The sequence below is a fragment of the Streptomyces wuyuanensis genome (assembly GCF_900103455.1).
Classification (GTDB): Bacteria; Actinomycetota; Actinomycetes; order Streptomycetales; family Streptomycetaceae; genus Streptomyces; species Streptomyces wuyuanensis.
In genome coordinates, this window is the sequence record NZ_FNHI01000012.1 from 223,586 (window position 1) to 235,455 (window position 11,870).

General features: G+C 72.5%; 10 protein-coding genes and 1 pseudogene. 1 reads left to right on the top strand and 10 read right to left on the bottom strand.

Annotated elements, in window-relative coordinates; all coding sequences use genetic code 11:
• Nucleotides 1-189 precede the first annotated feature (189 nt).
• The 10 genes and pseudogenes from BLT82_RS19430 to BLT82_RS19475 form a co-directional block, all read right to left on the bottom strand.
• Nucleotides 190-1,728, bottom strand: a complete 1,539-nt coding sequence (locus tag BLT82_RS19430) for an NADH-quinone oxidoreductase subunit N (RefSeq protein ID WP_093656487.1) — start codon at nucleotides 1,726-1,728, stop codon at nucleotides 190-192.
• Nucleotides 1,725-3,278, bottom strand: coding sequence for an NADH-quinone oxidoreductase subunit M (locus tag BLT82_RS19435; RefSeq protein ID WP_093656547.1), 1,554 nt, complete (start codon nucleotides 3,276-3,278; stop codon nucleotides 1,725-1,727). The genes BLT82_RS19430 and BLT82_RS19435 overlap by 4 nt, the downstream gene beginning before the upstream one ends.
• Nucleotides 3,279-3,305: 27 nt before the next feature.
• The gene (locus BLT82_RS19440) at nucleotides 3,306-5,297 is read right to left on the bottom strand and encodes an NADH-quinone oxidoreductase subunit 5 family protein (RefSeq protein WP_093656489.1); all 1,992 of its coding nucleotides are present in this window, start codon (nucleotides 5,295-5,297) and stop codon (nucleotides 3,306-3,308) included.
• Complete coding sequence (gene nuoK / locus BLT82_RS19445) at nucleotides 5,294-5,653, bottom strand: NADH-quinone oxidoreductase subunit NuoK (protein WP_093656491.1); 360 nt, start codon at nucleotides 5,651-5,653, stop codon at nucleotides 5,294-5,296. The genes BLT82_RS19440 and nuoK overlap by 4 nt, the downstream gene beginning before the upstream one ends.
• Nucleotides 5,653-6,222 carry an NADH-quinone oxidoreductase subunit J family protein gene (locus tag BLT82_RS19450; protein WP_093656493.1) on the bottom strand — a complete coding sequence of 190 codons (570 nt, stop codon included), beginning with the start codon at nucleotides 6,220-6,222 and terminating at the stop codon, nucleotides 5,653-5,655. Before BLT82_RS19450 ends, nuoK begins: the two co-directional genes overlap by 1 nt.
• Nucleotides 6,219-6,845, bottom strand: coding sequence for a NuoI/complex I 23 kDa subunit family protein (locus BLT82_RS19455; protein ID WP_093656495.1), 627 nt, complete (start codon nucleotides 6,843-6,845; stop codon nucleotides 6,219-6,221). The genes BLT82_RS19450 and BLT82_RS19455 overlap by 4 nt, the downstream gene beginning before the upstream one ends.
• Nucleotides 6,842-7,813: a complex I subunit 1/NuoH family protein gene (locus BLT82_RS19460; RefSeq protein ID WP_093656497.1), complete on the bottom strand. Its 972-nt coding sequence runs from the start codon at nucleotides 7,811-7,813 to the stop codon at nucleotides 6,842-6,844. The genes BLT82_RS19455 and BLT82_RS19460 overlap by 4 nt, the downstream gene beginning before the upstream one ends.
• A gap of 782 nt (nucleotides 7,814-8,595) precedes the next feature.
• Nucleotides 8,596-9,489 (bottom strand): annotated as a pseudogene (locus BLT82_RS38830) (NADH-quinone oxidoreductase subunit C); the annotation flags it as partial.
• The gene (locus BLT82_RS19470; protein WP_093656499.1) at nucleotides 9,486-10,199 is read right to left on the bottom strand and encodes an NADH-quinone oxidoreductase subunit B; all 714 of its coding nucleotides are present in this window, start codon (nucleotides 10,197-10,199) and stop codon (nucleotides 9,486-9,488) included. The pseudogene BLT82_RS38830 and the gene BLT82_RS19470, both read right to left, overlap by 4 nt.
• Nucleotides 10,190-10,591 carry an NADH-quinone oxidoreductase subunit A gene (locus BLT82_RS19475; protein ID WP_093656501.1) on the bottom strand — a complete coding sequence of 134 codons (402 nt, stop codon included), beginning with the start codon at nucleotides 10,589-10,591 and terminating at the stop codon, nucleotides 10,190-10,192. Before BLT82_RS19475 ends, BLT82_RS19470 begins: the two co-directional genes overlap by 10 nt.
• A gap of 233 nt (nucleotides 10,592-10,824) precedes the next feature.
• Here BLT82_RS19475 and BLT82_RS19480 point away from each other — a divergent pair.
• Nucleotides 10,825-11,870 (top strand): sensor histidine kinase (locus tag BLT82_RS19480; RefSeq protein WP_093656503.1); only part of this gene is annotated, 1,046 nt, incomplete at its 3' end.

Consider the following 11,870-nt stretch of genomic DNA (forward strand, 5'->3'; position numbering starts at 1 on the left):
TACTCCCTTGTCGTTCCTGCTGCCGTGTCGTTCCTGCAGCCATCCGGATGCGGCCAACACCGTGCCCGCTCGGGGCACCGCTTGTCGAACCGCCGGGTTCCGCCTCCCCTCCCCGGCGCCGTTCACGGGTATCCGGGGGAATCACGCCTCCAGGGGCCGGGCCCCGGGCCGACGTGTGTCGTGAGCCCGTCAGAACAGGTCGACGGCCGCGAAGCGCAGCACCAGCTGCGGCCAGCCCGACAGCACGACGCCCGCGGCGGCCGTGAGTGCGATGGCGGTGGTGACCAGGGCGGGTGCGCGGCGCCGCGCCGGCGCGGCCTCCGAAGCTGCCTCGGGCGCCTCCTGGGGCGCCCGGAAGAGCTGGGCGGTCCACTGCAGGTAGTAGTACAGCGCGATCACCACGTTGACGCCCATGACGACGGCGAGCCACCCGAGGCCCGCGTCGACCGCGGCCGAGAACACCGCGACCTTGGCGAAGAGGCCGATGATGCCGGGCGGCAGCCCCGCCAGGCAGAGCAGGAAGAAGCCGAGCACCAGGGCGGTCACGGGACGGGTCGCGTACAGGCCGCGGTAGTCGGAGATCCGGTTCAGGGGCTTCGTGCGGGCGACCAGGGCCACCACGGCGAAGGCGCCGAGGTTCACGACGGCGTACATGAGGGCGTAGGCGACGGTGGATCCGATCCGGACGTCGCCGGACCAGGCGGCCGCGGCGATCGGGACCAGGAGGTAGCCCGCCTGCCCCACGGAGGACCAGGCAAGCAGCCGAACCGCGCTGTTCGCGCGCGTGGGCGACTGGCGCACGGCCGCGACGTTGCCGGCGGTCATGGTGAGCGCCGCGAGCACCGCGATGGCCGGACCCCACACGTCCGCGTGGGCGGGGAAGGCGATGACGGTCACCAGGATCAGCCCGGAGAAGCCGACGGCCTTGCCGATCACGGACAGGTACGCGGCGACGGGCAGCGGCGCGCCGACATAGGTGTCGGGCACCCAGAAGTGGAAGGGCACGGCGGCCGTCTTGAAGGCGAAGCCGACCAGGGTGAGCGCCACACCCGCCTGGGCGAGGGTGTCCAGCTGACCGGGGACGTCCTCCATGCGGGACGCGATCCGGGTCAGGTGCAGGCTGCCCGTCGTCGCGTACACGAAGCTGACGCCCAGCAGCATCACGGCGGTGGCCGTGACCGAGGACAGGAAGAACTTCAGCGCCGCCTCGCTGGACATCCGGTTGCCGCGGCGCAGGCCGACCAGCGCGAACGCGGGCAGCGAGGCGACCTCGAGGGCGACGACGAGGGTGGCCAGGTCCCGCGCGGCGGGCAGCAGGGCCGCTCCGGCCGCCGAGGACAGCAGCAGGAACCAGTACTCCCCCGCCGGCAGTCGCCTGCGGGTCTCGGTGACGGAGATCAGCGCGGTGACGAGGGCACCGCCCAGCACCAGGAACTGGATGACGAGCGTGAACCGGTCCGCCGTGTAGCTGCACACATCGGGGGCGGTCGTCAGGCAGAAGGTGGCGCGGTCGGCCTTGCGCAGCGGCAGCAGCGACACGACGGCGACGACGAGCGAGGCGATGGCCGCGTAGCCGAGGAACGCCTTCCTCCGCTCGGCCACGAAGAGGTCGGCGACCAGGATGAGCAGGGCGGCCACCGCGGTGATGGTGGGCGGGGCGATCGCGAGCCAGTCGACGGACTGGACGACGGGCGCGACGAGCGCCTGCGGGGCGGCGGCCAGGGTCATGCCTTTCCTCCAGAGAGGAGCTTCTGCACGGCCGGGTCGGTGAGGCCGAGGAGGACCGCGGGCCAGAGCCCGGCGAGGACGGTGAGGGCGACGAGCGGCGTCCAGGCGGCGAACTCGTAACCCTGCACATCGGCGAGCCGCGCCTCCCCGGCCGGCCGGGGGCCGCCCATGCAGACGCGGCGGACGACGACGAGCACGTACGCGGCGGTGAGCAGGGTGCCGAGGCCGCCGATCGCCATGAAGGTGAGGAAGGCGGGGCGGCTGAGGCCGTCGGCGGGGTCGAAGGCCCCGAAGAGCGCGAGCATCTCGCCCCAGAACCCGGCGAGGCCGGGCAGCCCCAGCGAGGCCACGGCGGCGAAGGCGAGCAGTCCGCCGAGGCGGGGCGCGCGGCCGTACAGCGCCGCGCCGGTCGCGCCGGCGAGCGTGTCGAGGTCGGCGGTCCCGTAGCGGTCCTTGACCGCGCCGGCCAGGAAGAAGAGCAGACCGGTGATGAGGCCGTGTGCGATGTTCGCGAAGAGCGCGCCGTTGACGCCGGTCGGGGTCATGGTCGCGATGCCCAGGAGCACGAAGCCCATGTGGCCGACGGAGGAGTACGCGATCAGGCGCTTCAGGTCGCCCTTGGAGCCGGGCCTGGCGAGCGCGAGACAGGCGAGGGACCCGTAGATGACGCCCACGACGGCGAAGGCGGCGAGGTACGGGGCGAAGACCTGCATGCCGTCGGGAGCGATCGGCAGGACGATCCGGACGAACCCGTACGTGCCCATCTTCAGCAGGACGCCGGCGAGCAGGACCGAGCCGACCGTCGGCGCGGCGGTGTGGGCGTCGGGGAGCCAGCTGTGCAGCGGCCACATCGGGGTCTTCACGGCGAGGCCGATCCCGATCGCGAGTACGGCGAGGACCTGCACGGACAGGGTCAGGCCGCGGCCGTTGTCAGTGGCGAGTGCCAGCATGTCGAACGTGCCGGCCTGCAGTCCCACGAGGAGCAGGCCGAGCAGCATGACGACCGAACCGAGCAGCGTGTAGAGGATGAACTTCCAGGCCGCGGGGCGGCGGCCCGCACCGCCCCAGCGGGCGATGAGGAAGTACATCGGGATCAGGACCGTCTCGAAGGCGAGGAAGAAGAGCAGGAGGTCGAGGACGGCGAAGGTGGCGAGGGTGCCGCCCTCGAGCACGAGGAGCAGTGCGACGAACGCCTTGGGGGACGGGCCCTCGGGCATCTTGAAGTAGCTGTAGAGCGCGCAGAGGAAGGTCAGCAGCGCGGTCAGGACGAGGAGGGGGAGGGAAATGCCGTCGGTGCCGAGGTGGATCCGCACGTCCAGCGCCGGGATCCAGCTGATGTCGGTCGTGGCCTGCATCTTCGACGGCTGGTCGTGGTCGAAGCCCAGCGCGAGGACGATCGCGGCGGCGAGGATCGCGCCGGTGACGGTCACGCCGTGCCGCAGCACGGCCTGGTCCGGTGACTTCCCCTTCAGTCCGGGCGGGGCCGGCAGGAGGGCCGCCGCGGCACCGATGAGCGGGCCCACGACGATGAACGCGAGAAGGAACTGCATCACGGATTCGCTGATATCGATCACGGCTCACACTCCCGCGGCGACGAGTACGACGGCGATCGCCAGGACGACGGAGCCGGCCAGCAGTGCGCTGAGGTAGGTCTGCACGTTTCCGGTCTGGGCGCGGCGGACGAGCCACCCGAGCCAGTTGGTGCCGGTGCCCGCGCCGCGCACGTACGTGTCGACGACTTCGCGGTCGAGGAACCTGACCAGTTCTGCGCCGGCCGTCACGGGCCGGACGAAAAGGGCGTGGTAGACGGCGTCGAGGTGGAAGCCCGCTGCCGCGGGCCGGTGCAGCGGGCCGAGCAGCAGCCGGCCGGGGTCGGCCGGGTCGGGCGCGGCCGCGATGTCCCCGTAGACGGGTTCGTGACTGGTGATCGCCTCGGCTTCGGAGACGGCGGGTTCGGCCTCGGGGTGGGCGGCGACGGCGCCCATCGGGACGCGTGCCGCCAGGGCCGTCGTGTGCCGCCAGGTGGCGTAGGTGACCAGTCCGCCGACGAGCGCGACACCCGTGCCCAGCACGGCGGTGGTGAGGGTCGGCTGCAGCGGGCGGCCGTGGAACCAGTCGTCGATGAAGCCCGCGGTCAGGCCGAAGGCGAGCGACGGCACGGCCAGCACCCAGAGGACGGCGGTCATGGCCAGGGGCTGCCGACCGTGGTCGGGGGCCTCGGCACCCCGGCCGCGGAACGTGAGCAGCCACAGCCGGGTGGCGTAGGCGGCGGTGAGGAGGGCGGTGAGCAGACCCGAGACGAGGACGGCCCAGCCCGCCACGGCCGGGGCGACGGCGGACTCGCCGAGCGCGGTGTGCTCGGCGGCCACGAGCACGGCTTCCTTGGAGAAGAAGCCGGCGAAGGGAGGAATGGCGACGAGCGCGAGCAGGGCGATCGTCATCGTCCAGTAGGCGTCGGGGATCCGCTTGGCCAGCCCGCTCATGCGGGACATGGCCGCCAGCGAGTTGGTGCCGGCGGCATGGATGATCACGCCGGCCGCGAGGAAGAGCAGTGCCTTGAACGCACCGTGCGACAGGAGGTGGAAGACGGCGGCGCCGCGGTCCCCGACGGCCAGCGCGCCCGACATGTAGCCGAGCTGGCCGATCGTCGAGTAGGCGAGGACCCGTTTGATGTCGTCCTGGGCGAGGGCGGCGAGCGCGGAGCCGACCATGGTGATCGCGGCCATCACGGCGAGGACGACCAGCGCTGCCGCGGAGGCGGTGAAGACCGGGAGGAGCCGGGCGACGAAGTAGACACCGGCGGCGACCATCGTCGCGGCGTGGATCAGCGCGGAGACCGGGGTGGGGCCGGCCATGGCGTCGGGGAGCCAGGTGTGCAGCGGGAACTGGGCGGACTTGCCCGCGACACCCGCGAGCAGCAGTAGCGCCACCAGGGTCGGGTGGTCGAGCGCACCCGCCGCGACGGCGCCGAGGATGCCGGTGATGCGGAACGTTCCGGCGTCCACGGCGAGCGCGAACAGGCCGAACAGGAAGGGCACGTCGCCGAGCTTGGTGACGAGGAACGCCTTCAGGGAGGCGGCCCGTGCCTCGGGCGTCTCCCAGTAGTGGCCGACCAGGAAGTACGAGCAGATGCCCATGATCTCCCAGCCGACCAGCAGCACCATCAAGTCGCCCGAGTAGACGACGAGCAGCATCGCGGAGGTGAACAGCGATACCAGGGCCGCGTAGGAGGGGTAGCGCGGGTCGTCGCGCAGATAGGCGGTCGAGTAGATCTGCACGCAGGAGGCGACGACGCCGACCAGGACGGCGACCAGGACGGCGAACCCGTCGAGGTACAGGGCGAGGTCGATCGGGACCGACCCCGTGGGGGTGAGCTGGGTGGACACGCTGATGGGCCGCCCCCCGCCCTGGCGTACGGCGACGAGCGCGGCGAGCACGGTCGCGGCCAGCGTCGGCAGCACGGCCAGGGGCCGGACGAACCCCGGGGCCGAGCGGCCGAGGAGGAGACCGGCCGCGGCACCGAGGAAGGGAAGGAGGGGGACGAGAACGGCGAGGGTCGTCGTGGTCACGCGGTGGCCTCGGCCTTCTCTGCCGGCGCGGTGGCGTCGGCCGGTTCGTGGCCCTCGGCGGTGTCGCGGAGTTTGTCGATGTCCGAGGTGCCGCGGTTGCGGTAGACCATCAGGACGATCGCCAGACCGATACCGATCTCCGCGGCGGCGATGGCGATGGTGAACAGGGTCAGCGCCTGGCCGCTGTGCAGCGCGTCGCGCAGCCAGACGTCGAAGGCGACGAGGTTGAGGTTGACGGCGTTGAGCATGAGCTCGACCGACATCAGGACGAGGATCGCGTTGCGGCGCGCCAGCACCCCGTACAGCCCCGTGCAGAAGAGGAGGACGGAGAGCACCGCCGGATAGGCGAGATGCATCAGTTCTTCCCCTCCCGGTCCTGGGGGCTCTTGCGGGACAGGACGATCGCGCCGACCAGGGCGGCCAGGAGCAGCACGGAGAGTGCCTCGAACGGCAGGACCCAGTGCCGGAAGAGGATCTCGCCGGAGACCCGGGTGGAGCCCTGGGCCGGTCCTTCGAGGTCGATCCACGTCGTGCGGAACGCGTCGACGACCACCCACACCAGGGCGGTCGCGGAGGCGGCGGCCACGACGAGCGCGGCGGGGCGGTTGCCGGAGTCCGCGTCGGCGGAGCGGCCGATGGGGGCCTTGGTGAGCATCAGTCCGAAGAGGAGGAGGACCACGACGGAGCCGACGTAGATCAGCACCTGCACCCAGGCGATGAACTCGGCGGTGAGCAGGAGGTACTCGACGGCCAGCCCGCCCAGCGCGACGACCAGCCACAGGGCGGCGTGCACCAGTTGCCGGGTCGTGACGGTGAGCACCGCTGCGGCCAGGGTGGCGATGCCGACGAGCAGGAAGGCGATCTCGACGCCCGTCGGGGACAGGAAGCCGTTGCCCGTCTGGGTGACGGCATGGGCGAGGATCATGCCTGGCCTCCCTCGGCCGGCGGGGCGGCCGGGCCGGTGGCGTCCGGTGCCGCGGGCGCCTGCTCGGCCTCGGCCCGCGCGGCGGCGAGCTTCTCCGCCGCCTTGCGGGCCGCGGCGAGCTCCTTCGGCTCCTCGGCGGCGGGGTCCAGTGCCGGGGGCGCCGGAACCGTCCACATCCACTCGCGGAGTTTGTCCCGCTCATGGGTCAGATCGCGGATGTCGGTCTCCGCGTACTCGAACTCGGGCGACCAGAACAGCGCGTCGAAGGGGCACACCTCGATGCAGATGCCGCAGTACATGCAGAGCGAGAAGTCGATGGCGAACCGGTCGAGGACGTTGCGGCTGCGTTCGCGCCCGCCGGGCACGGCCGCCGGGACCGTCTCCTTGTGGGAGTCGATGTAGATGCACCAGTCGGGGCACTCACGGGCGCAGAGCATGCAGACCGTGCAGTTCTCCTCGAACAGGCCGATCACACCGCGCGAGCGGGGCGGGAGTTCGGGCTGCACGTCGGGGTACTGCGCGGTGTGAGCGCGCTTCGTCATCGTCCGCAGGGTGACGGCGAGCCCCTTGGCCAGACCGGATCCGGGGATACGCGACCGAGAGGGCGGATGGGAGCCGGTCATGACTGCATCACCACCTTGACGACGCCGGTGAGGGCGATCTGGGCGAGGGCGAGCGGGACGAGCGTCGTCCAGGCGAGCCGCTGGAGCTGGTCCTCACGCAGCCTCGGATAGGTCACGCGGAGCCAGATCACGATGAAGGCGAGCACCGCGGTCTTCAGCAGGGTCCACAGCCAGCCGAGGCCGTCGGCACCGAACGGGCCGTGCCAGCCGCCGAGGAAGAGGACGGTGGTCAGACCGCAGAGGACGACGATGCCCGCGTACTCGGCGAGCAGGAACAGGGCGAAGCGCAGCCCGGTGTACTCCGTGTACGCGCCGAAGATGATCTCGGAGTCGGCGACCGGCATGTCGAACGGCGGGCGCTGCAGTTCGGCGAGACCGGCCACGAAGAAGACCAGGGCGCCCACGATCTGCCACGGCAGCCACCACCACTCGAAGGCGTTCAGGATGCCGGGGAGCGAGACGGTGCCGGCGGCCATCGCGACGGACGCGGCGGCGAGCAGCATCGGCAGTTCGTAGGCGAGGAGCTGTGCGGCGGTGCGCAGAGCGCCGAGGAGCGAGAACTTGTTGGCCGAGGCCCAGCCCGCCATGAGCGAACCGAGCACGCCGACACCCATGACGGCGAGCACGAAGAAGATGCCCGCGTCGACGATGATGCCGACCGCTCCCTCGCTCGGGCCGATCGGGATCGCGACCAGCACGAGCAGATACGGCAGCAGCGCGACGGCGGGCGCGAGCTGGAAGACGCGGCGGTCGGCGGCGGCCGGGACCACGTCCTCCTTCTGCGCGAACTTCACACCGTCCGCGACGAGTTGCGCCCAGCCGTGGAAGCCGCCGGCGTACATGGGGCCGAGCCTGCCCTGCATATGGGCCATCACCTTGTGCTCGGTCTGCCCGATGACGAGGGGCAGCACCAGGAACACGGCGAAGACGGCCAGGAGCCGCAGGGCGACGTCGAGTGCGTCGTTCACGCGTGGTCGCCTCCCGTGGCGTCGTCCGTCCGCGGCCCGGACCCTTCGTCGGGCCCGGTGCCCGGGTGGGGGGTCGTGGGTGGGGTGGTTGCTCCGCGTCCGGGCTCCGGGTCGGGCTCCGGGTCCAGCTCGGACCGGGACTCGGGCGCGGCCTCGGCGTCGGATTCCGGATCGGGCGCGGAGCCGGATTCGGCGTCGGGGTCGGTGTCGGATTCGGAACCGGCACCGGCACCGGCACCGGAGCCAGCGGCGGATTCGGAACCGGCGTGGGCGTCGGCGTCGGCGACACCTGCGCCGCCGGCGTGCGTGCCGGACTCGGTCCTCGGGCCGGGACCGGCGCCCGTGCCGGCGCGGGCATCCGCACCGGCATCGGCATCGGCCGAGGGACCCGGCCGGGACTCGGCGCCGGCATCGCCCGCGCGCCTGTCCGCGCCGGACTCGGCCTCGGGCCCCTGCCCTGCCTCGGTTTCGGGCTCGGGCTCGGGCACGGCTTCCTCCGAGGAATCTGCCCTCTCGGAGGACTCGGCTCCCTCGGAAGTCCCGGTCCCGGCGCCGGAGGGCGGTGGCGTCCGCCGTTCACCCGGACCGGGCTGGGAGCCGGAGCCGGGCTGGGGGTCGGGACCGGGCTGGGGGTCGGGACCGGGCTGGGAGCCGTCGCCCGTCTCCGGCGTCTTCGTGTCGTCGAAGGCCGGGCGTGCGTGGTGCCAGGGGGCGTCGGTGCTGCGGGGGCGCGAGGCGGCGGCGGGCCGGGGCGCCGCCTCGGCGGACTGGCTCGCGGAGCCGTCCGCGGCGCTGCGCGTACGACGGGGCGCGGCAGCCGCGTCCTCCGCTGCCGGGCGCTGGGTCGCCGAGCCCTCGGACGCCGACCGCGAGCGGCGGGCGGGCGCCTGACCTGCCGAGCCTTCCGCCGCCGAACGCGAACGCCGCGCCGGGGCCCCCGGCGCCTGCGCGCCCTCCGCCGGAGCCCCGGCTCCGGCGGCCTGCACGCCTTCCGCAGCAGCCTGGCTGGCCGAGCCCTCCGACACGCTGCGGGTGCGGCGCGGCGGGCGCTCGCCCGCGGCACGCGGAGTGCGGGCCGGGCGGGCGGGGGCAGGGGGGAGCTGGCCCTTGAGGGGGCCCCACTCGTTCGGGTCGGGAACGCCGGGCGGCAGCATCTGGCGCCGCTTGGGCCCGCCGTGCTCCGACTCGCCGGGCTCCTTCGCGCCCGGCCACGCCTTGGCGACCCGCGCCGCGAGAACGAAGTCCTTGCGCAGCGGATGCCCTTCGAACGTGTCGGGGAGGAGCAGCGGCACCAGGTGCGGATGGCCGGTGAAGTCCACGCCGAACATCTCGTGCGTCTCGCGCTCGTGCCAGGCGGCACCCGGGAAGACCTCCACGGCGGTGGGGAGTACGGGTGCGTCGTGCGGCACGGTCGTACGCAGCATCAGCCTGCGGACGGCGGTTCCCTCCGCGCCCTTCTCCAGTGCGACGACGTGCGCGCAGACGCGGAAGCCGGTACCCGGTTCGTCGACGGCGCTGAGCCAGTCGAAGTAGGTGCAGCCGAGTTCGTCGCGGGCCGTGCGCAGCGCGTCGAGCCACGCGGCCGGCGGCACGTCCACGGTGAGCAGGTCGTACGCCGCCTCGGCGGTCGCCTCGGGACCGAAGCGTTCCGCGATCTCCGTCTCGAACGTGCTCACGAGGCGGCTCCCTCGTCGGGCCCGCGCCCGGACGGCGCCTGCGCCTCACCCGACGGCGCCTCACCCGACGGCGCGCCGCCGGACGGGGAGTCCGCGGCGCCTGCGGCCGGGACGGGCGGGGCGACGAGCCCGCTGCGGAGTTCGCTCACCGAGGCCCGGCCGGGAGCGGCGGCGTACCGCTCGCCCAGCGACTCGCGCGCGATCTTCTCCTGCAGCTTGAGGATGCCCTGCAGCAGCGCCTCGGGCCGCGGGGGACAGCCCGGGACGTACACGTCGACGGGGATGATCTGGTCGACGCCCTTGGTCACGGAGTACGAGTCCCAGTACGGACCGCCGCAGTTCGAGCAGGCGCCGAAGGAGATGACGTACTTGGGCTCGGGCATCTGCTCGTAGAGGCGCTTGACCGCGGGCGCCATCTTGTCGGTGACCGTGCCGGACACGACCATCAGGTCGGCCTGGCGGGGGCCGGGCGCGAACGGGATCACGCCGAGGCGGATGAAGTCGTGCCGGGCCATCGACGCGGCGATGAACTCGATCGCGCAGCAGGCGAGGCCGAAGTTGAAGACCCACAGGCTGTAGCGGCGGCCCCAGTTCAGGATCACCTTCATCGGCTCGGGTGCCAGCCGGGAGAGGGCTCCGAGCCTCTTGGGCTCCGGCAGCGGCACCGGCCCGGCGGCCTCCGCGCCCGGGGTCTGCGGGGTCACGTCCATGTGAGGACGCCCTTCTTCCATGCATAGAGAATTCCCACGGCCAGGAAGCCGAGGAAGATGAACATCTCCACGAGCGTCGTCGCGCCGTATCCGGCCTCGGCGAAGACCGTGGCCCACGGGAAGAGGAAGATCGAGTCGACGGCGAAGATCACGTAGAGGAAGGCGTACACGTAGTAGCGGACCTGGGTGTGCGCCCAGCCCTCTCCCACGGGATCGACTCCGCATTCGTACGTGAGCAGCTTCTCCGGCGTGGGCACGACCGGCCGCAGCAGCCGTCCTGCGCCGAACGCCACGGCGACGAACAGCACGCCGACGAGGGCGAGCAGTCCGACGACGGAGTAGCTCTGGAAGTAGTCAGCCGCGAGTACGGTCGATTCGGGAAGTTTCCGCACGTCCGCCCCTCGCTCCCTGCCCGTTCGACGATCTGTACGCACGGGAGTCTAGGCCCTGTTAAAGAGACGGTAAGCAGCCGTGTCACTCATCGGACCGGAACGGACAGCCCACCGGACCGGAACAGGCGTCCGGCCGGACCGGACGGGGCATCGCGCCAGTGGGGATATCCCCACTCCACCCCCACCCACGTACCCCATGGCGTGCCCGAAACCGACCGTGCAGGCTGTCCCCCATGACCCCGACCAGCAGTTCTCCCGACGGCTCCGCGCACGAGCACGACGGGCCGCCGCCGGCCCGCCTCGCCTACGACCGGCACACCTGGAAGGAGATCGTCCATCTCCTCTCCGACCTGCCGGTCGCACTCGCCGGGTTCGTCTACACCGTGACCATGGTCGCGGTCGGCGCCGGGCTGTCGGTGACCGTCGTCGGGCTGCCGCTGCTGGCGGGCGGGCTGGCCGGCGCACGCGTCCTCGGCCGCTGGGAGCGGGCCCGGGCCCGCGCGCTGCTCGGTGTGCGGATCGACGAGCCGAGCCCGCTGCCCCTCCGTCCCGGGACGGGACTCCTCGGCAGACTGTGGAACGGGCTGAAGGACCCGGTGGGCTGGCGGACCGTGCTGTACGCGTTCATCAGGCTGCCCTGGGCGATCCTGTCCTTCACGGTCACGCTGGTGGGGCTGTTCGTGCTCTGGCCGGTGCTCCCCTTCGTCGTGCGGGGCATGACGAACGCCGACCGGGCGATGGTCCGGGCACTGCTCTCGCCCTCCGACGAACTGGAGCGGCGCATCGCGGAGCTGGAGTCCGACCGGGGCGTCGTCGTGGACACGGCGGCCGCGGACCTGCGGCGCATCGAACGCGATCTGCACGACGGCGCCCAGGCCCGGCTCGTCGCCCTCGCCATGGGTCTCGGACTCGCCAAGGAGAAGCTGCTGGAGGACCCCGACGCGGCGGCCGCCATGGTCGACGAGGCGCACGGCGAGGTGAAGCTGGCGCTCCAGGAGCTCCGCGACCTGGCCCGAGGCATCCACCCGGCCGTCCTCACCGACCGCGGCCTCGACGCAGCGCTCTCCTCCGTCGCCTCCCGCTGCACCGTCCCGGTGCAGGTCACGGTGGACATGCCGGCCCGCCCGGCCGAGGCGATCGAGGGCATCGCGTACTTCACCGTCTCCGAGCTCCTCCAGAACATCAGCAAGCACAGCGGCGCGCGCACGGCGTCCGTCGACGTGTGGCGGCGCGACGACCGGCTGCTGATCCAGGTGAGCGACGACGGACGAGGCGGAGC

Coding starts and splice junctions, on each gene's coding strand:
- BLT82_RS19430 (WP_093656487.1), bottom strand. CDS start 1,728: ATGACCCTGGCCGCCGCCCCGCAGGCGCTCGTCGCGCCCGTCGTCCAG.
- BLT82_RS19435 (WP_093656547.1), bottom strand. CDS start 3,278: ATGCAGTTCCTTCTCGCGTTCATCGTCGTGGGCCCGCTCATCGGTGCC.
- nuoK (WP_093656491.1), bottom strand. CDS start 5,653: ATGCATCTCGCCTATCCGGCGGTGCTCTCCGTCCTCCTCTTCTGCACG.
- BLT82_RS19450 (WP_093656493.1), bottom strand. CDS start 6,222: ATGATCCTCGCCCATGCCGTCACCCAGACGGGCAACGGCTTCCTGTCC.
- BLT82_RS19455 (WP_093656495.1), bottom strand. CDS start 6,845: ATGACCGGCTCCCATCCGCCCTCTCGGTCGCGTATCCCCGGATCCGGT.
- BLT82_RS19470 (WP_093656499.1), bottom strand. CDS start 10,199: ATGGACGTGACCCCGCAGACCCCGGGCGCGGAGGCCGCCGGGCCGGTG.